The 19,781-nt window shown below is 62.2% G+C and carries 14 protein-coding genes; 6 read left to right on the top strand and 8 right to left on the bottom strand.

Annotated elements, in window-relative coordinates; genetic code table 11:
- Window positions 1-241: 241 nt before the first annotated feature.
- Window positions 242-1,066, top strand: coding sequence for a metallophosphoesterase (locus tag F3J24_RS00250; RefSeq protein WP_167001738.1), 825 nt, complete (start codon window positions 242-244; stop codon window positions 1,064-1,066).
- A 290-nt stretch (window positions 1,067-1,356) separates the two neighbouring features.
- On the opposite strand, the gene F3J24_RS00245 is transcribed toward F3J24_RS00250, so the two are convergent.
- Entirely contained in the window at window positions 1,357-1,785 is a 429-nt protein-coding gene (locus F3J24_RS00245) for a YXWGXW repeat-containing protein (protein WP_167001736.1), read from the bottom strand.
- A gap of 286 nt (window positions 1,786-2,071) precedes the next feature.
- On the opposite strand from F3J24_RS00245, the gene F3J24_RS00240 reads away from it, so the two are divergent.
- On the top strand, window positions 2,072-2,224 hold the full coding sequence (locus tag F3J24_RS00240; protein WP_167001734.1) for a hypothetical protein: 153 nt from the start codon (window positions 2,072-2,074) through the stop codon (window positions 2,222-2,224).
- Between the two features lie 14 nt (window positions 2,225-2,238).
- On the opposite strand, the gene F3J24_RS00235 is transcribed toward F3J24_RS00240, so the two are convergent.
- The 5 genes from F3J24_RS00235 to F3J24_RS00215 are packed head-to-tail and all read right to left on the bottom strand — an operon-like array spanning window position 2,239 to window position 10,371.
- Window positions 2,239-3,717 carry a heavy metal sensor histidine kinase gene (locus tag F3J24_RS00235; protein WP_167001732.1) on the bottom strand — a complete coding sequence of 493 codons (1,479 nt, stop codon included), beginning with the start codon at window positions 3,715-3,717 and terminating at the stop codon, window positions 2,239-2,241.
- On the bottom strand, window positions 3,707-4,384 hold the full coding sequence (locus tag F3J24_RS00230) for a heavy metal response regulator transcription factor (RefSeq protein WP_167001729.1): 678 nt from the start codon (window positions 4,382-4,384) through the stop codon (window positions 3,707-3,709). Before F3J24_RS00230 ends, F3J24_RS00235 begins: the two co-directional genes overlap by 11 nt.
- Window positions 4,381-7,587, bottom strand: coding sequence for an efflux RND transporter permease subunit (locus F3J24_RS00225; RefSeq protein WP_167001727.1), 3,207 nt, complete (start codon window positions 7,585-7,587; stop codon window positions 4,381-4,383). Before F3J24_RS00225 ends, F3J24_RS00230 begins: the two co-directional genes overlap by 4 nt.
- The gene (locus F3J24_RS00220) at window positions 7,584-8,834 is read right to left on the bottom strand and encodes an efflux RND transporter periplasmic adaptor subunit (protein ID WP_205244561.1); all 1,251 of its coding nucleotides are present in this window, start codon (window positions 8,832-8,834) and stop codon (window positions 7,584-7,586) included. Before F3J24_RS00220 ends, F3J24_RS00225 begins: the two co-directional genes overlap by 4 nt.
- On the bottom strand, window positions 8,824-10,371 hold the full coding sequence (locus F3J24_RS00215) for an efflux transporter outer membrane subunit (protein ID WP_167001725.1): 1,548 nt from the start codon (window positions 10,369-10,371) through the stop codon (window positions 8,824-8,826). Before F3J24_RS00215 ends, F3J24_RS00220 begins: the two co-directional genes overlap by 11 nt.
- 246 nt (window positions 10,372-10,617) lie before the next feature.
- On the opposite strand from F3J24_RS00215, the gene F3J24_RS00210 reads away from it, so the two are divergent.
- The 4 genes from F3J24_RS00210 (at window position 10,618) to F3J24_RS00195 (ending at window position 15,512) form a co-directional block, all read left to right on the top strand.
- Complete coding sequence (locus tag F3J24_RS00210) at window positions 10,618-11,787, top strand: metallophosphoesterase (RefSeq protein ID WP_167001722.1); 1,170 nt, start codon at window positions 10,618-10,620, stop codon at window positions 11,785-11,787.
- Window positions 11,788-12,256: 469 nt separating this feature from the next.
- Window positions 12,257-13,099 (top strand): zinc ribbon domain-containing protein, encoded by an 843-nt coding sequence (locus F3J24_RS00205; RefSeq protein ID WP_167001720.1) that lies wholly within the window; start codon window positions 12,257-12,259, stop codon window positions 13,097-13,099.
- A gap of 5 nt (window positions 13,100-13,104) precedes the next feature.
- The gene (locus F3J24_RS00200; protein WP_167001718.1) at window positions 13,105-13,761 is read left to right on the top strand and encodes a hypothetical protein; all 657 of its coding nucleotides are present in this window, start codon (window positions 13,105-13,107) and stop codon (window positions 13,759-13,761) included.
- A gap of 65 nt (window positions 13,762-13,826) precedes the next feature.
- Window positions 13,827-15,512, top strand: coding sequence for a zinc ribbon domain-containing protein (locus F3J24_RS00195; RefSeq protein WP_167001716.1), 1,686 nt, complete (start codon window positions 13,827-13,829; stop codon window positions 15,510-15,512).
- A 91-nt stretch (window positions 15,513-15,603) separates the two neighbouring features.
- Here the strand turns inward: F3J24_RS00195 and F3J24_RS00190 are convergent, their stop codons facing one another.
- Together F3J24_RS00190 and F3J24_RS00185 are read right to left on the bottom strand one after the other, a co-directional pair.
- Entirely contained in the window at window positions 15,604-17,457 is a 1,854-nt protein-coding gene (locus tag F3J24_RS00190; protein WP_167001696.1) for an enterochelin esterase domain-containing protein, read from the bottom strand.
- 16 nt (window positions 17,458-17,473) lie between these two features.
- Window positions 17,474-19,693, bottom strand: a complete 2,220-nt coding sequence (locus F3J24_RS00185; protein ID WP_167001687.1) for a TonB-dependent siderophore receptor — start codon at window positions 19,691-19,693, stop codon at window positions 17,474-17,476.
- Window positions 19,694-19,781: the final 88 nt, after the last annotated feature.

The following is a 19,781-nucleotide window of genomic DNA, read 5'->3' as shown; positions in this document are numbered from 1 at the left end:
GGCAGTCCAGCCGCCTGATTGCGGGTATCTGTAACAAAACCAGTTAGCTGGAATAAAAACGGCTACTGGCGTACTGTTCCACAGGGCGCCAACCTGGATGCCCCCTGTAGCAGCACATGATGGATCGACCTTTCTATCGTCGGGTTTTTCTCAAACTTGCTGGCATGGGCTGCACTGTTTGACCTGCGCTTCATTCCGGGCGGGAACGACACAGGGCTCGACAGGGGCGAGATTTACCAACATGTTTTTGGCACCGGTCATTGCAGCTTCAACAACAAAGTATTCATTTGTGGCGCTTGAAAATGTGTCGGATCCCAATGGCCTGATTGGCGAAAAGCAACTGGAATGTTTACATGCTGACCTGGCACAGCTCGATAAAACCGCTCCTGTAGCGGTCTTTGCACATCGGCCCCTGTTTGACCTGTACCCGCCCTGGGATTGGGCAAGTAAGGATGGAGCCAAGGCGATTGACATCCTTACGCCCTATCAAAACACCACCGTGTTTTTTGGTCACATCAACCAGGAACGCCACCAAATGACGGGCCACATTGCGCAGCACACAGCACAGTCCCTCATCTTTTCATTCGCTTTGCCTGGCAGCCAGCCCAAGCGCCCCCGTCGCTTGGGACCCAGCACACCCATACAAGGGTCTGGGCTACACCACGATCACAGAACATGCTGGCGCAGCAAAACCCACGCGGCACCCAACTTGGCCAATGGCCAATACATTGATAACGCGGCCGATTGCATTGGCTGTCACGCGGGCAGTGGCGTTGCCTTCGGGCGAAATGCACCCAACATCACCTCTGACGTGAAGACAGCTATTGGTGACTGGTCCATCGCAGATATTCAAAAACTGCTTAAAACGGGCGATGTCAGACTCCGATGCAGTGGGCTCCGGCATGAAAGTGGCGGTTCGAGGCACCTCCAAACTCAGCGATGCGTATCTGCATGCCATTGCGATCTATCTCAAAAGTGTGCCTGCGATCTGCCTCAATCCGCCGCTCAAGGCGGCCAACCAAGCTCCTTGAAGAAAGCCCCTTGGCTCACAACCTCGCAACCATAATCCGGCCTTGACTGGATGCTGGCATCTCAGAATCGAGCCGATTCTCACCGCTCATGAAATGCCGATGTGCAGCGCAAACAGCATGCCGTTGAAAACGGCCTCACCGCTCACGCCGAGCACTCCTACAGAACATTTACGGAAAGGTGAAAAGCCGAGTCAGGGGTTGTAGCAGTTTTCACCGTTCTTTGCTAACGCGTTGTCCTGCCATGAAGGCATGAAGCATAAATGCTTCATGCCTTCATGGCCCTCACCCCGACACCTGTAGACATATAAGCGACTCTCAGCGCCGCTTAGCGGCGTCTGCCTCCGTCACGGCCGCCCTGTTCCCAGCCGCCACGATGCAGCATCCACTGACCGCCAGGGCCTTGATGCCAAGCGGGCTGGCGATAGGCATAGCCGGGGCGGCCATGCTCATAGTGACCAGGACGCCAGACATGACGACCACCTTCCCAGTCCCAAAAGCCGCCAATCCAGACACTGCCCACGAAGGGCGCCACGGGAATGGTCTCGACATAGGGGGCGGGCGGCGCCACATTGGCGCTAACGACGTCGCCATAACCGTTGTAGCCATAAACCGGTTCGGCAGGCACCACGGCGCATCCCGCCAAAGCGGCAGAGCCGAGCACGGCAGCCAGAGCCAAGGTGCGCCAATGACTGGGGGTATTGATATCTGCCTGACTGGACTCAGTGCGGGCTTGAACTTGCGAGCGTTTTTGCATGATTCACTCCTGTAGGTGGACAGGCTTTCAAAGCGAAAGCGGCAAAACAGGTACTCGACAAGCCCATTGTGCAAACCAGACTTAGGCCAGACTTAAGTTGACATTGACTGCCTGCACTTTGCGTCCAGAAATCTGGCTTTAGAGAGGCCCCATAGGGAGCCATTAACGACTTGAACAACAGCAGCCACAAAACTTTGGCTCAGATTTACAAGCCAGTCACATTGGCTTTATGCGGCATTTCTAGACTGGACTCGCATACCTTCTGAGCGAAGGAATGGAGATTCCCATGGAGTTCAAGCGTACAGTTTTTTTGGTCAGCGTCATTTTGCTGAGCATTGCGCTGCGAGATGTCGTCCTGCCTCCCGAATGCCTGGAAGAGTGGGTGAATGGCTGGCTAAGCAAGATCGCACAATTAGGCAAAGCCGCGCGACTGGGCTGATGCGTTAGTTCGCTTTAACGCAGCGCCTGCCCCTGCGCCGAAGGCAATCGAATGCATACGCTCATGTGTCCATCCGATTGTTTTGCCGAAACGGCTCCACCGTGCATCACCGCAATGGCTTTCACAATTGCCAGACCCAGGCCATGACTCTCGCCACTGTTGGCTCGCGCACCATCTACACGATAAAAGCGGTCAAATAGATGCGCCAGCTGATCTGGCGCAATCATCTGACTGCCATTGGTGATGGACAGTTGGGCCATACCGTCCACCTCCGATTCGATTTTCACATTAATGACTGCCTTGCCTGCGCCATGCTGTATGGCGTTTTGCAGCAAATTGCTCAAGGCGCGCCGCAGCAAGGGACGCTGGACGACGACCTGTGCATCTCCACTGATCTGCACCTCAAGCCCGGCATCGTCCAGCAACATTTCGAAAAAATCGACGATTTTGCCCATTTCCTGGGCCAGCGAAACCTGTACCGCGTCGTAGGCCCGCGTCCCCTGTTCTGCACGGGCCAGAAACAGCATGTCCGCCACAATGCCACGCAGGCGCTCCAGCTCTTCCAAGTTGGACTGCAGTATTTCGCGTAGCTCAGCCACAGAGCGCTCTCGCGACAAAGCCACCTGGGTTTGACCGATCAGATTTGTCACCGGGGTGCGCAGCTCGTGCGCCACATCGGCATTGAAGGTCTCCAGTTGCAGATAGGTTGCACTGAGTCGGTCTAGTGCCGTGTTGATGGAGATACCCAGGGTCAATAACTCCCGGGGCAGGATCGGCAGTTGCAAGCGCTCATGCGCATACTCTGCGCCCTCTCTCGATAGCGGCCGCTGCTCCCCCGCCTGTCTGCGTCCGATACGCTGCGTATCGACCGACAACTGCTGTACCGGCCTCAAACCCACCACGGCAATCCAGTAGCCCAAAGCGGCAACAATCAAGCCGGCAAGCAAGATCAACCCCTCCAAAGCAAGGCGAAAGCTATGCAAGGTGTTGTTGATACCTGCCGCGTCCATTCCCACCATCAGTTGCACGGCAGGGCGTATATCGTTAGCCGGCAGATGTGTGCCCAATACGACCACTTTTGTGGCGTCGCCGGGCAAGCTCAGCCGCCACAAGGGTGACGGAGATGGCTGCAACAACTGTTGCGCCACCCATTGGGCACTCTGTCCCATACGGTAGTCCCCCTCAGCACTCCAGAGCCAGTAGCGGTGATGCCCGTCCGCATCCTGCAGGTCCTGCATCTTTTGCTTGACATGCTCGGCCAACTGGGGAGAGCGACTGTGCTCCAACATGTAGCGCAGATCTTCCATGCGTCCCTGCAGCTGGGCGATCTGGTAGCGGTCCAGCTCGTGCTCCAGTACGTGGAACAAGGCCGCTCCCATGAGCACAAAAATAACCACCGCCACCAGAGCAAACATCCAGGCCAGACGTGCAGCAATGCTCCAGCGTGCGCTCTGGCCGGCACCTGCTGGTGGAACAGTCGACTCAAGCGCCATCGCGCTCTTCCAGCACATAGCCCATGCCGCGGATAGTGTGCAGCAGGGCTGAGGTAAAAGGCGCATCAATCTTGGCACGCAAGCGCTTGATCGCCACTTCCACCACATTGGTGTTGCTATCAAAGTTCATGTCCCACACCATTTCGGCAATCGCTGTCTTCGTCAGTATTTCGCCCTGATGTCGGGCCAGCAGCTCCAGCAGGGCGAACTCCTTGGCCGAGAGTTCAATGCGCTGGCCGGCGCGCACCACCTTGCGCCGGATCAGATCAATGCTCAGCTCGCCCACGCGCAGCAAGGTCTGCTCCTGAGCGCGCCCGCGCCGCGTCAAGGCCTGCAGCCTTGCCAGCAGTTCCAGAAAGGAAAAAGGCTTGATCAGGTAATCGTCTGCCCCCTCGCGCAGGCCGTTGATGCGGTCGTCCACACCATCGCGCGCCGTCAGCATGATGACAGGCGTGTTCTTGACGGCCCGCATGGAGCGCAGGATGTCGAAGCCGCTCAAGCCCGGCAGCATCACATCGAGCACCACCACATCAAAGTCGTAGTTGACCGCCAGATGCTGGCCGTCGATGCCGTCATGCGCCACATCCACGGTCCAGCCCTGCTCGGTCAGGCCCTGGCAGAGATAGTCGGCGGTCTTGCGTTCATCTTCGATGATCAGAACTTTCATGGCTTCACCATCGTAGAGGAAGATTCGGGGCCCGGGCGACCCTGGTCATGCCTGGTCTTTCTGGCCGCTCTTTTGTTCTCCACCCAGTAATGCGCCCGATCCAGGTAAAGGTAAATGATGGGCGTGGTGAACAGGGTAAGCAGTTGCGACAGCAGCAAGCCTCCGACCATGGCGAAGCCCAGCGGCCGCCGCAACTCGGAGCCAGCGCCATGGCCCAGCATCAGCGGCAGGCCACTAAGCAAGGCACACATGGTGGTCATCATGATGGGGCGAAAGCGCAGCAAGCAGGCCTCGAAAATGGCATCGCGCGGTGCCATGCCCTGGTCACGCTCGGCATGCAGGGCAAAGTCCACCATCATGATGCCGTTTTTCTTGACGATGCCGATCAGCAAGATGATGCCGATCAGCGCAATCACGCTCAGGTCATAGCCACCGGCCATCAAAATCAGCAGCGCGCCCACGCCCGCGGACGGCAAGGTGGAAAGAATGGTCAGCGGGTGGATATAGCTCTCGTACAACAGGCCCAGCACGATATAAACCGCCACCAGCGCAGCGGCGATCAGATAAGGCTGTGTGCGCAGCGAATCACCAAAGGCCTGAGCAGTGCCCTGGAAGTTACCGTTCAAGGTGGGCGGTACGCCCATCCGGGCCTGCGCCTGAGCAATGGCATCGACGGCCTGCCCCAACGCGTTGCCGGGCAGCAGGTTGAAGGAGATGGTGACGGCCGGGAACTGCCCCTGGTGGTTCACGGCCAGATAGCCGGTGTGACTGGTGTCCAGCTTCACGAAGGTGGACAGCGGCACCTGCAGGCCGGTGATGGGCGAGGTCAGGAAGATCTTGTCGAACAGCTGCGGATCTTGCTGCAACTGCGGCGTGACCTCCAACACCACGTTGTAGCTGTTGAGTTGAGTGAAGTATTGCGCCACCTGGCGCTGACCCACGGCGTCATTGATGGTGGCATCCACCAATGCCGGCGTGATGCCATAGCTGGACGCCAGATCGCGGTCGATGGTCAACAAGGCCGTGGGCGCGGCGTTCTGCTGGTCCGAAGTGACATCGGTCAAGCCTGGCAGAGCGCGCAGAGCCTCCAGGATTTTGGGTGTCCAGTCGTTGAGCTCCTGCAGATTGCTATCGGTCAGCGTGTACTGGTACTGTGCACTAGCCAGACGCCCGCCCACATTGATGTCCTGCCCGGCCTGCATATACAGGGTCACGCCCGGGATATGGGCCAGTTGCGGGCGCAACCGGGCAATCACCTGATCGGCCGTGACCCTGCGGCCTTCGTCCAGCGGACGCAGGCCGATGAACATATTGCCGGAATTGAAGGTGCTGGCACCGGCCTGCATGCCGAATGCTGTCACATCAGGATCCCGGCGCACGATGTCTGCCAACGCCAGCATGCGTTCGTGCATGGCATCGGACGAGCTGTCCTGCCCCGCGATGGCCGAGCCAAAGATATAGCCAGTGTCTTGCTGCGGAAAAAAACCTTTGGGTATGACCAGATAAAGCACCACCGTGGCCGCCAGTGTGGCGACAAAGCTCAGCAAGGTGATGAACTGATGGCGAAACACCACCTCCAGTCCTTTGCGATAGCCGGCCAGCATGGCCTCAAAGCCGCGCTCAAACCACATATAGATCCTGCCATGGTGCTCGGGATGCGCTGCAGTGTCGCCCGCATCGCCGATCTGACGAGCCCGCAGAAATTTGGCGCACATCATGGGTGTGACGGTGAGCGATACCAGCACCGAAACCACAATCGTGATGGTGACGGTGACCGCGAACTCGCGAAACAGCCGCCCCACAATGCCTCCCATCAGCAGCAGAGGAATGAACACCGCCACCAGCGACACCGAGATAGAGACAATGGTGAAGCCGATCTCGCGCGAACCCTGCAGCGCGGCCTGCAACGGCTCCATGCCGGCTTCAATATGACGGTAGATGTTCTCCAGCATCACGATGGCATCGTCCACCACAAAGCCCACGGCGATCGTCAAGGCCATCAGGGAAAGATTGTCCAGGCTGTAGCCCAGCACATACATCACCCCGGCCGTGCCCAGAATGGCCAGCGGCACGGTGACACTGGGAATCACCGTCACCATCACGCTACGCAAGAACACAAAGATCACTGCCACCACCAGAGCGATCGACAGCAGCAAGGTGAACTCCACATCCTTGACCGAGGCTCTGATGGTCTGCGTACGATCGATCAGCGTGTTGACCGTAATGCTCGGCGGAATGCCGGCCTGCAGCTTGGGCAACGCAGCGCGAATGCGGTCGACCGTCTCGATTACATTGGCCCCCGGCATCTTGGTGATAGCGAGCAAAATGGTGCGGCCATTGGCAATGTTTGCCCCCTCCGGGGCCGCGGGACCCGCATAGGCCCAGGCGGCAATCTTGGTGTTCTCGGGCCCGTCCACGGCCAAGCCGATATCGCGCACGCGTATGGGCGCGCCGTTGCGCCAGGCCAGCACCACATTGTTCCAGGGTTCGGCCTTGAGTAGCTGGTCATTGGTGTAAACATTGAAGGCCTGAGCGGCACCGTCGATGGTGCCGGTCGCGGCACTCACAGTGGTGTTGGCAATGACACCGCGGATGTCCTCGAGACTCAATCCCAGAGCCTTGATCCGGGCCGGATCGACCTGAATGCGCACCGAGGGTTTTTGCTGACCAAACACATTGACCAGACCCACGCCGGCTATGCGCGAGATCTGCTGGGCCAGAATGTTCTCGGCAGCATCGTCGACTTGCGTGATGGGCAGCACCTGGGACTGAACGCCCAGAATCAGCACCGGTGCGTCGGCCGGATTGATCTTGCGAAAACTGGGAGGGCTGGGGAGATTCTTGGGCAATTGCCCCGTCGCAGCATTGATGGCGGACTGCACATCCAGAGCCGCACCGTCGATATCGCGGGCCAGATCAAACTGCAAGGTGATCTGCGAAATGCCCAGCGAGCTGGAAGACGTCATCTGCGTCAGGCTGGGAATCAGCGAGAACTGGCGCTCCAGCGGCTGCGCCACATTCGAAGCCATAGTCTCGGGGCTGGCTCCGGGCAAGCGGCCCGTGACCTGGATGGTGGGAAAATCCACCTGCGGCAAAGGCGCCACCGGCAGCAAAGGCCAGGCCGTCAGACCTATCAGCAACAAAGCCAGCGCCAGCAGCGAAGTGCCTATGGGGCGTTTGATGAAGGCAGCCGAGATATTCATGATGTCTGCCCCCTGCTGGCAGCGCTGCCGGCCGGCCCAGCACCCGTCGCCTGCTCCACCACCTGGGCGCCCGGGGTCAGCCGGTACTGTCCATCGGTCACCACGCGCTGACCGGGCTGCAGCCCCTGGCTGATCACCGTGAGTCCGGCCTCGCTGCCACCGGCCACCACGGGCTGCATCTGCGCTTTGTTGCCGGCGTCGACCACATAGGCAAACAGGCCGTTGTTGCCGCGCTGCAGCGCGGCATTGGGCACGACCACGGCCTGTGGCACCGTGCCCAGAATCAGCCTGGCCATCGCCGTCTGGCCGGGCCAGAGCTTATGCTCCGGATTGGCGAAATAGGCTTTGAGTGTGATCGTTCCCGTGGTGGTATCGATCTGATTGTTCACCAAAGTCAGTGCGCCCGTGGCCAGCAACTCGTGCGAGCTCTGATCTTGCGCTTGCACCGTCAGAACCCGTCCGGTGTTGATCGCCCTGTTCACTGCCTGAAACTGCTCTTGAGGCAGGGTGAACTGCAGCGCAATAGGGTCGATCTGGTTGACCACCAGCAAGCCACCCGTGTCTGCGGCATGCACGATGTTGCCGGCATCCACCAGCCTGGCACCCACGCGCCCGGTGATGGGAGAGGTGATGGTGGTAAAGCCCAGTTGCACCTGGGCGTAGTTCACCTGGGCAGCATCGTTTTGCACCGTGGCTTGCAACTGGCGTACCAGTGATTTTTGTGTCTCCAGCGTCTGGCGCGTGGTGGCTTCATCGCGTATCAGCTCGTTATAGCGCTGCAAATCGGCCTGGGCATTGGCCAACAAGGCTTCGTCCTTGGCCCTTTGCGCCTGAACCTGCTGCAGCTGTGCCTGATAGGTGCGCGCATCGAGTCGCGCCAGCACCTGGCCGGCTTTCACGTCCTGCCCTTCCTTGAATGCCACCTGATCCAGCTGCCCATCCACCCGGGTGCGAATGATGACCGAAGCCGCTGGCACAACGCTGCCAATGCCGGTCAACACCACCGGCATATCTTTTTGGGTGACCAAAGCAGTCCGCACCGGCACCTTGGCCGCAGCTGCCGTCGATGCGGCAGTCGCAGCGGAGTGCGGCTGCCCATGCCAATGCGGCCAGGCCAACACCAGCGCGATGGCAACGGTGACCGCCCCCAGGCCCCAGACCTTGAGAGGCATGCGCCGCGCTGGAGCAGCCGAGCTGCTGTTGCCTGCGCTTCCATCAACACCAACAGGCCCTGACTCATTGCTCATGATCAATCTCCTGCCCAGAAATCTGCACGGCCGTCGCAGCCTTGGCTGTTGCCCGCCCCGCCCAGGCCTTGCCACACATGACTTCGTCCACCGCTGCGCCGGCAGGGAGCTTTTCCCCGGCCGGTGGCAGCTGGGCCGTGCACCAGCCCCCGCCCACGGCCTTGATCAAAGCCACGCTGGCCGCATAGGCACGCCCTTGCACCTGCAGCGCGGCGCGCTCGTTGCTCAAGGCCAGTGCCTGGGCGGTGATCACATTGATATAAGTGACGGTGCCGGCGCGGTACTGGCTCAGCGCCACATGCTCCGCCGCCTGGGCCGATCCGCTGGCGCGTTGCTGGGCCGCGTATTCCTGCTGCAGGCCTCCCAGGGCAGCGAGGTTGTCTTCCACCTCCTGAAAGCCGTTGAGCACGGTCTGGCGATAACTGGCCGCTGTGGCCTCAAAACCGGCCCGGGCATGGGCCAGATTGGCACTGCGCGCACCGCCATCGAACAGCGTGGCGGCTGCAGCCAGACCCAGTGCCCAGACCTTGCCCGGCGCGGCCACCCAACTCAGCAGACCCAGTCCCGGGCCGCTATTACCGCCGCTGGCACTGAGGGTCAGGTTGGGATAGAAGGCCGCCTGTGCCACGCCAATCTGGGCATTGGCCGCCGCAACCCGGCGCTCAGCAGCGGCAATATCCGGGCGACGCTCCAGCAATTGAGACGGCAAACCCAGTGGAACGCCGGGCAATCTGGCCAAAGCCGCCTCATCATCCGGCGCCAAGCTGAAGTCGGCTGGCGTGTGCCCCAGCAGCACGGCCAAGGCATGCTCCAGCTGCCGCCTTGTCAGGCTCACATCCAGGGCCTGCGCCTGGGCCGCCGCCAGCGTGCTTTCCGCCAGCGATACATCACCGCGCGTGGCCACGCCGGCATGCAGCTGAGCCTCGGTGAGCTGCAGCGATCTGGCATAGGCGGCGGTGGTGCGGGCGTACAGGGCTTGCTGGCGGTCGAGGATGCGCAGTTGCAGGTAGTCGTTGACCACACTGGCCTGTACCGCCAACTGCGCCGCAGCCAGATCGGCGGCCGCGGCCTGGGCCATATCCCGGGCCGACTCCACATTGCGGCTCACACGTCCCCATAAATCTGGCTCCCAGGAGGCACTCAAAGTCCAGCTGTGGCTATTGCCCAGGCTGCTCTTGCCTGCACTGATGGAGCGGCCCCGCTGGCCCTGCGCATTGATGCCCGCCACCGGGTAGTAATCGGCCTGCGCGCCTTGCACCAGGGTTTGTGACATCTGGTACTGGACCTGTGCCTGGACAATGGTCTGATTGGCCGCCATGGCCTGGTCCACCAGAGCATTGAGCTGTCCATCGCCATAAGCCTGCCACCAGGGTGTATGCGAATCCACTGCAGCAGGCATGGCCTGGCGCCAAGGACCGTCTTCCTTGAACCCTGCCTGGCTGCCGGCTCCATCGGGTGCTTGAGGTCTGACATAGTCGGGCCCCACGGCACAGGCAGACAATGCAGACACAGCCAGCACCCCAAGCCAGCGGCTCATTTGCCTGCGTTTCGCCAACGACTCTTTCAAGGTCTTGCGCATCCACATAAGCCACCTCACCAGATGAGACTCACTGTAGAAAGCGGGCCCGGTCGACGCGCTGACAGGAAAATGACAAAACCGTCAGTAACGGGATGTCATTGACGGTTGCTATGCTCGGCGCCGCGGTCCTTCTCCGCCGGGAGGCATGTCCTCCCTCGTCTCTTTCACCTTCTCTGCTTGCACTTTTCCCCGACCGCTGAACTCATGGTTTCACTCGCCGCCCTTGCCATTCCGTTGCTTGCCATCTGGTTCTGGTGCCCCCTCAATCGCATCGCCATGAGGCTGCGCTTTGCCCTTACGTTGATTACGGGAATGCTGGGTATAGCCCCTGCCATATTGCTCTACCTGCTGCAAACAGGTGCCGTGCCATACATCAGCATTGCGCCCTGGCAGGTCCCCGGCGGCTGGATTCTGTCCACCCTGCTGATGCTGGTGATTTTTGTGCTGTTGCGCGATCTGCTCTGGCTCATCGCCCGGCTGACAGGCCGCAATAGCATGGCGCAGATCATGCATATCCCCGCGCTCAGCATTGGTGCACTGGTGGTGGCAGCAGGTCTGAGCGCCATCGGCGTCTTCAACGCCCTGCAGCCACCCCGGGTGCATGAGCAGCAGATCGCGGTCAGAAACCTGCCCGCCGCACTGCAGGGACTGCGCATTGCCGTGCTGGCCGATATCCACGCCAGCCCGGTCAATGATGCAAGCTATGTGCAGACCATCGTGCAGCGCACCCTTGCCACCACACCCGACCTGATCGTGCTGCCCGGCGACATGGTGGACGGCGATGTCGCCACCAGCCGCTCCCATGTGGCACCGCTTGCCGGTTTGAGCGCACGCTACGGCGTCTGGGCGGCACCGGGCAACCACGAGTACTACAGCGGCTACAACGCCTGGAGGGCCGAGTTCCGCCGCCTGGGCCTGAATCTGCTGGAAAACCGCACGCAGCTGCTGAGCATCAAGGGCAGCAAGCTGGCGCTGTCCGGCATCGGCGACCCGGTGTTCGGCCGCACCTCGCCCAACAATGCCGATCCCGAGGAGGCCGAAGGCATCCCCCCCGACGTGGATGCGGTTGCCGCCCAGGCCCGCAAGGCCGGGGCAGCGTTTCATATCCTGCTGGCGCATCAGCCCAAGTTCGCGCGCGACAACGCGGGCAAGGGCGTGAATCTGCAGATCTCGGGCCATACCCACGGCGGACTGATCCTGGGCATGGACCGCTGGCTGGTGGCCCCCGTCAACAACGGTTTTGTGCGCGGCGAATATGACGTCGGCAATATGAAGCTGCTGGTCAGCAGCGGCGCAGGCCTGTGGGCCGGTTTTGCCGTACGCCTAGGCGTGGCGCCGCGAATCGAGTTGCTGACGCTGGTTGCACAGCAGTGATTACCGACCTTGCGAGCTCCCGCAGTTGTGCGGGGCCTGTATTTCCTTGAAATTCTTACAGCGCAAAACAATCTCAACCATTTGAAGCATTTGCAGAAATCAAACAGATTTCAAAGCCCCGGCTTTTTCCGGCAATTCAGGCCGCCATAAAGCAGCTGATTTGCGGCCTTCTTTTCAAATCAGTCACTTAGGCAAGAAAACTCTCGAAACTCCGCGCTCAGCCCGATTAACTGCAACCCCGTTCATTGACAGCCATGCCTGACAAAAAGCTGTCACAGCTGCACGTGACCACCTTCGCATAAAGCGATCCAACAGGCTGCGGCAAATGCGCCGCTAAGATACAAATCATTTTTCACAGTCCGCACCGGTTCAGGCCATTGCCCTGGAACAGGCCATATTCCGGACATTGCCAAGGCAGCAATGCTGCGCAGCGGTCATCGCCCGCGGACTCTTTTCTCGATTGCAGACCATGAATTGTTCCCAATGCGGCAATCCGCTCTCTCCGAATGCCAAGTTCTGCAAGAACTGCGGCACCAGACAAGCTCCGGAAGCGGCCATCACTGCTGTTGAAAAAATCTGTAGCCAATGCCAGGCTGTCTGCAAGCCCGACGCCCGTTTCTGCACGCGCTGCGGCATGGTTTTCGAGAGCCGCGCCGACACCGATGTGCTGGCGGCCGCGCCTCAGATGCCTTCGGGCGCTGCGCAGGCCATCGATGAAGCCAGTCTGACTCCACCCCTGATCGAGCCCATGGACCAGCCCGCGCCAAGGCCGCCGTTGCCCGAGCCTGCAGCCAAGCCTGCGCCGCGCAACCACCGTGCGCCGGCCTTTCCTCAGGAGCCGGTGCGCGGCAGCAATGCCTGGATCAAATGGGCAGTGCTGGCACTGCTGATCGCCGCCATTGCGGGCGGTGTGATGATGGCCAGCAATATGAGGGGTCTCACCGGCACGGGCAGCAGCGCCAATAGCGCATCCGGTGCGACCCAGGCCGGCAAGGATGCGATTTCGGCCGAGGACAAGGCCAAGGCCGATGCCCTGGTCGGCCCGCTGGGCGGCAATACGGCCGCGCAGGCAACGCCTGCCGAAGGTGCCCCTATTGGCGCCCCTGCTACCAGCAGCGTCGACACTGTGCCCGCCACCGCAGTCGCCCCCGTGGTGGTGAGCCCAGACACCGTCAGCGCGGCACCCGCGCCAGCGGCCAGCCCGCAACTGCCCGCAGCCCCTGCATCCGGCAAACCGCCCGTGCCGCCCCCTGCAAGAACACCTCCAGTCAAGAAGAGCACCGCGCCATCGCTGGATGACCTGCTGGATTGAAAGCCATGAAAAAACTCAAACTCACTGTGCTCGCCTGCGCCGCAACCCTGCTCGGCGGCTGCGCCACCTTGCAAGATGCCTCCACGTCGCTGAGCTGCATGCTCTCGCGCGTCACCAATTCTGCAGACCCCAGCTGCGGCCCTGGCGGCAGCGCGCCCGCTGTTTCGGGTGGGCAGAGCGAGCGCTTTGCGCGCCTGCAAGCCGCTCTCGATCAGGAGACCCAGCAGGCACAGAGCATGCAGGCCCAGGCCGTGCAGGCCATGCAGAAGCTGCCGCCCAAACAACGCGCCGTGGCCGGTCCGGTGCAGACCAGAACCGTCAGCATCGCCGACGGGCAGTCGGGACAGACACACCAGATGCGCAGTTTCTCAGCCCTGACCGTGGAGATGCCGCTGGCCGCCAAGGGTCGCAAGGAATACACCCAGGCCATGAACGTGCTCAAGGAGCTGGCCAATGAGCTGGCCGACAACCGCGGCGCCTCCAGCATCGTGGTCGATCAGTCGGACGAGGATGTCAAGGCCGGGCGTGTGAATACCGCCACAGGCACCACCCAGTCCAAGGGCGGCAAACCCGTCACTGTCATCAAGAAGATCGACACTGGCCTGCCCGCCGGCGTTGAGCGCTACACCATCGAAGCCGGCGAGATCCGCGGCAAGCTTTGACACCCGGCCAGCCAGCGGCTCACCGTGCCAGACCAGCCAGCCTCAACCACAAGACAGGACGAAAAATGAGAGAGCAACCCCTGGGAGAAATACGTTTTGCCACCCTTGCCAGAGCCGCCGAAGGGCTGACTCAGTGGCGACCGCTGCTGCTGAGCTTTCTGACACTGCTGGTCACCGGCGCACTGATCGCAGCCGCGGCCTGGATGCTGGTCAAGGCCGGCTTCTTCATGTACCTGATCTTCATGCTGGCGTCCGTCATCGCACTGCTGGCCGGCTCTTCGGGAGTCGGCATCATGCTCATGGACAAGGCCAGGAACGAGCCCGTGCGCTCCTTCTCGGCTGCTGCATCGGCCGGCCTGCTGTGCCTGCCCAAGTTCCTGCTGGTCGGTCTGGCGGTATTGCTTGCCACGCTGGCCTACTACCTGCTGGCTGCCGTCATCTACTTCGTCTGCAAGATTCCCGTGCTCGGCAGCATTCTGGCCTTTGTGGCCCATCCGATTCTGGTGCTGGTCGCCGCGGCTTTGCTGATCGCCATGATCTGGGTCGTCGGCCCCTTGATGGGCCCAGCGCTTTGGAGCGGCCTGTCCGTCAAGGCTGCGCTGGCCAATGTGCTGAGCATTGCACGCAAGCGACTGGTCGAAGTGGTGCTGATGGAAGTCGTGCTCTACGTCATTTTGGGCCTGGTCTGCTTCATGCTGTTTGCCGGACTGGTTCCCGCCACTGTCTCCCTGACCGGGATGGCCATGAGCATTACCGGAGATGCCGGCTCCATGGCCGGCATGTTCATGGGCGGCGGCTACGGCCGTGGTTACGGCGGTGGCTTCAATCCCATGGGCATGATGGGTGGCGGCAGCACCGGCCTCATCGCCGGCCTGGGCGTTCTCTATTGCGTGGTGGGCGCCCTGCTGGCCCAGGTGGCCATCATGGGCATGAACCTGATCTATCTGCAGGCCCGTGAAAGCGTGGACCCTGCCGAAGCCGAGGGTGCACTGGACAGCCTGATTGGCGATGTGCGCAAAAAGGCCGAAGAAGCCAAGGCCCAGACCATGGCTGCCGCAGAACGCACCATGGCCGCTGCCGAGCGTGCCAAGCAGGCTGCCAGCGAGCGCCTGCAGGAAGCCACAGCCAAGCCCGCCGCCACCGACATCCCGCCCGGCACCGACGGAAATGCCAGCGCCGGCACCGCAGCCGCCGCCGCAGGCCTAACTGCCGCCGCAGCCGCAGCCGCATCGACCGAGCAGGCTTTTGCCGAACAGCAGGCACGTGAGCGCGCTGCTGCCGATGCTGCAGACAAGGCACGTCAAGACGCTGAAGAAGCTGCCGCCCGCCAGCGCAGCGAAGCCGAAGCGGCACGACTGCGCGCCGAGGCCGAGGCAGCCCGCCTGAAGGCCGAAGCCGAAGCAGCCGAGCAGGCTGCCCGAGAGCGTGCGGCAAGCGAACGTGCGGCACACGAACGTGCTGCAGCCGAAGCCCAGGAACTGGCTGCACGCCAGCGTGCCGAAGCCCAGGCAGCAGAGGAACGCGCCGCAGCCAAGGCTGCCGAAGAAGCACGTCAGCAAGCCGAGGCCCAGCGTCTGAAGGCGCGGGCCGAGCAACAGGCAGCCGAGCGTGAAGCGGCCCGGGCCCGCGCCGAAGCACAAGCCGCTGAAAAAGCCCGCCAGACACAGGCTGCGCCGAGCTGCCCCGCCTGCAGCGCCCCCGTGGCAGCCAATGACCTGTTCTGCGGCGAATGCGGCAACAAGCTCAAGTAGCAGCTTGCATGAAAGCCCGCAACGCTTCACAAGCAGGTGCTGCGGGCCAATGAAAAGGGGCCTCAGGCCCCTTTTTTCGTACTTCCCGGATTCAGAGCCCGCAGGACTGTGCGACCTGCTCCTTGAGCCTCTCGGTCGATGGCTCGCTCCCCACCAGCGCCAGCAGCCCGCAGGCCAGCGAGCCCTGCCAGTGCACATAGTCATGGCCGGTGCTGTGCACGCGCTGCACCACGCTATTGCCCTTGGCACGCAATACATCGCCCAGCTCCTGGCTGGTCTCGCGTATGCCTGCCTGCCCGCCACGAGCCCCTTCGTAGATCCCGGCATCCAGGTAAAAGCGTATCGGCAGCTGCGGCGATTGCTGATACTGACGCGCCAGCCAGTTGGGCGACTCGCCCTTGGGAGCCCACCAGTAGGAGCCCGAAAGACTGAGCACATTGCCAAACCACTGCGGATGGCGCAGCGCCACATAGCTTGAGGCCAGGCCGCCATAGCTCGATCCGGCAATCACCGTGCGCTCGGCAGCTGCCGCTATGCCCTGTGCCTTGAGCCAGGGCATGAGCTGCCCGCCCATGAAGTCGGCAAACACCGGATTGGGCGGCAGCTCGCGGCTGCGAGCGTCGCCTGCGCCATTGGCCACCAACACGACAGCGGTTGCAGGCACAAGGCCGTCTGCCATCAGGTTGTCGATGATGGCGGGCGTGGGAACCTGGCGCAGATAGGCCTGTGCGTCGAACAGCACCAGCAGGGAACGCCCAGCCGTATCGGACTGCTGCCAGCCCTGCGGCTTGTAGATCCAGATATCGCGCCCGTTGCCCAGCGCCTGGCTGCCCAGCCAGTGACGCTGCAACTGGCCGGCAGCCACGCCGGCACGGGGTTGGCTCCAGGGCTGGGGCGGCGCTTTGGCCAGTGTCAGCACGGAGCGACCATCGAAGCGATCCTGCACCGTCTGCAGATCCGCAGACCGCCCCCAGCTCTGGGGATTGAACGGATCGCGCTGCAAGGTGGACAGAATGGCACGGCGCTGAATCATGGCATCGGCCGAGACCGCAGGCACATCGGGCGCAAAGCCATAGCTGAGGCGCGCATCCCTGGGCATGACGAAACTGGCCCACCAGACATCGCTGCTTCCAAGGCGCTGCAGCGGCTCATGATTGCCCGAGGGACTGCCGAACAGCCGCACGGACTGTCCGGCGCCGCGCCAGACAAAGCTCACCAGCTGATGCTCGGCATCCCAGGGCTCGATCAGCGGCGTTCCCTGGCGTTCCATTTCCTGCCAGAAGCCGCGGCTGTCGCCGCCCTGCGCCAGCCTCGCCTGCAAGGCCCTGAGCCTGGGGCTGCGCAGCGGCTCGGGTTCGATCTCTGCCACAGGCCCATGGCCGGCCGCCAACGGCGCCAGCACCTGGGTGATCGTCAGCTCGTAGGCGCCAGGACTAGGCGCGGCATGGGTCCGTGCATCGCTGTGCCCGCCCTGCGCCACCAACATGCCGCTTGCTGTCGATGCATAAGGCTGGACGTTCTCTGCACGCAGCACCAGACGCTCCTTCGCCTTGCCCCGGCTTAGCCAGGTAAACGCGTGATCGACGCCTTCGCCCTGGCTCAGCCGCCGCAGATGGCGCCCGTCAGGTGTCTGCACATCGAGCACCACGCCCAGCGCCTGCAGATTGCCGCGCACCACGGCACCGGCCGGTGCCTCCAGCTGCAGGCTCAGCACCTGTCCCGGTGACAGCCGACCTGAGAGCGGCTCGCGCATCGCCAGCGACGATGCCGCCTTGGCCGCGCTCTGAGTGGCGTCCGCGGGCAAAGGTCTGGCGGCACCGGCCGTGCTGGCGACGCCGACGCTGGCCACCGCCAGCAGACCTGGAACAAGTACGGAACGCAGTCCCTTGCCCGATGGCCTGTAGCGCGTCACCGGCAAAGACAAACCTTGATGATCTTCATGCATTGATGCTTGCTCCGTCTCAGAAGTCCACGGCCGCGCTGATGCGCACGGTGCGCGGTGCGCCCACGGTCAGGAAGTTGTCGGCGAAGGCGCCGGCCCAGTAATTGCGGGCAAAGACGTTGTCCACCGTGCCGCGCAAGACCACTTTCCTGTCAGCAATGCGCGTGGTGTAGCGCGCACCGACATCAAAGCGCGTCCAGCTCGGGGCACGCAAGGTGTTGGCCGAGTTGACCCACTGCTTGCCCGTATGCACCAGGCGTGCGTTCAGCGCCAGACCGGCCACACCCGGCACATCCCAGTCTGCCGCCAGATTGGCCGCCCAACGTGCTGCTCCGAACGCGTCATGGCCGTCGTTGGAGCCGCCCTGGGTGCTGGTCAGCTTGGGCTGCAGGTACGTGATGCCGCCCAGCACGCGCAGGCGGGAGCTCACGGCACCAAAGGTATTCCACTCCACGCCGCGATTGCGCTGCTCGCCATTGAGCTTGAGGGTATTGGCAGCGGTATCGATGGTGGTGGAAGGCTTCTCGATCTGGAACAGCGACAGCGTATTCGTCCAGCCTGCGCGGCGCCACTTCACGCCCGCCTCCATCTGCTTGGATTTGTAGGGCGCGAATGTCTCGCCTGCATTGGCGTAGGTGGAGCCGACCTCGAGGCCCGGACTCAGCCCTTCAATGTAGTTGGCATAAAAGGACAGATCCTCACCCCAGGGCTTGGCCACCAGGCCCAGCATGGGAGTGACGGCGCTCTCGTCGTAGCCCTTCATCTTCTGATTCACGCGCTGGTGGCGCGCGCCCAGCGTCAGCTGCAGCCTGTCCTGCAGCAGGCTCAGGGTATCGGCCACGGCGAAACTGCGGATCACATTGTCGTTTTCCTGGCGCACGGCATTGCGCGGTCCGGCCAGAACCGGCAGCACCGGGTCGTAGATATTGGTGGTGTAGCTGCTGCTGACCACAATGGGCAGCGCGCGCCCGCTTTGCTGCTGCAGCTCGTTGAACGAGAACACCAGCTGATGGCCCACATCGCCGGTCTTGAAGCGCCCGCGCAAACCCGCGTCCAGCGCTGTGCTGTTGGTATAGCCCTGCAGGTTATAGGTCTGGCCAACGGCGGAGCCGTCTCCCACGGCATTGAGCACCACGCGCGTGCCCGTGGGCTGGCCAGCATAGTCATGCCAGGCCTTGCCCAGGCTGCCGTAGAGCTGCCAGTTGTCGCTGAGCTCGAAGCTGCCGCGCAGCGCCACCGACTTGTTCTCCACTTCGGTATTGACGCCGCGGAACAGATTGTTGCTGGCATCCGGCGCCGCAATCAGATTCTTCATCTTGCCAAAGCTCACCATCACCGGACTGCCGTTGTCCAGGTTCACCTTGTAGTGATAGGCATCCAGCCCCAGCGTGAAGCGATCGCCCTGATAGTCCAGTGCCACGGCGCCCAGGCGGCGACGGCGCTTCTGGTCGTCGACCTCGGTTTCCCCGCTGGACAGCGCGCCATTGAAACGTATGCCCAGGCGGCGCTCGGGGCCGAAGCGCCGCGATACATCCACGTGCTCCTGCAGCTGCGAGCCCGAGGTGTAGGTGGTGGTCAGCCGTGTCAGATCCTCGGCCAGCGGCTTCTTGCTGACCACATTCACCACACCGCCCACCGCACCGTTGGGGGCCATGCCGCCGAGCAGTGCACCCGGGCCCTTGAGCAGTTCCACGCGCTCGATCATCTCGGTCGGCACATGGCTGTCGGGCGCCAGCCCGTACAGGCCGTTGAAAGCCACTTCGCTGGCGTTGACGTCGAAGCCGCGAATCACATAGTTCTCATTGACATGGCCGGTATTGGTGGTGAAGCGCACCGAAGAGTCGTTTTCCAGCACGGCAGCTACCGTGGCCGCATTCTGGTCGCGGATCAACTCTTCGGAGTAGGCGGTGATGTTGAAAGCAGCATCCATCACATCCACATTGCCCAGCAGCCCCAGCGCCGCCCCTCTGGCAACCTGGGCGCCAGGAGCAAGCGCGGGCAGACCGCCGCCGTCCTGCTTGTCGGAAACCGTGACTTCGCTCAGGCGTTTTTCCGGCGATTGCGCTGTCTGCGGCAGCGTCTGGGCATGGGATGTGGCACTCAGAGCCAGCAATACCGCCAGACCCACGGCAGAGCGCGGGCTGCGGCAAGCCGCAGAAGAAAGCCAATACGCGAATGGCGCGAACTGTGCGGATGCCGGCGGCACCTTGCCTGCGCCGCCACGAACCGGGGTTGCCATGTAGACCTCGTTTTTGATTGATCTCCTATGGCTAAAACGAAGTGCGTGGCTAAGGTTTGTTGAGAATGACTCTCAATTCGGTTAAATT

It is taken from the genome of Comamonas sp. Tr-654, assembly GCF_011752915.1.
GTDB lineage: Bacteria > Pseudomonadota > Gammaproteobacteria > Burkholderiales > Burkholderiaceae_C > Comamonas.
The sequence above is the reverse complement of the archived record's forward strand: the minus strand, read 5'-3'. Positions and strand labels throughout refer to the sequence as shown.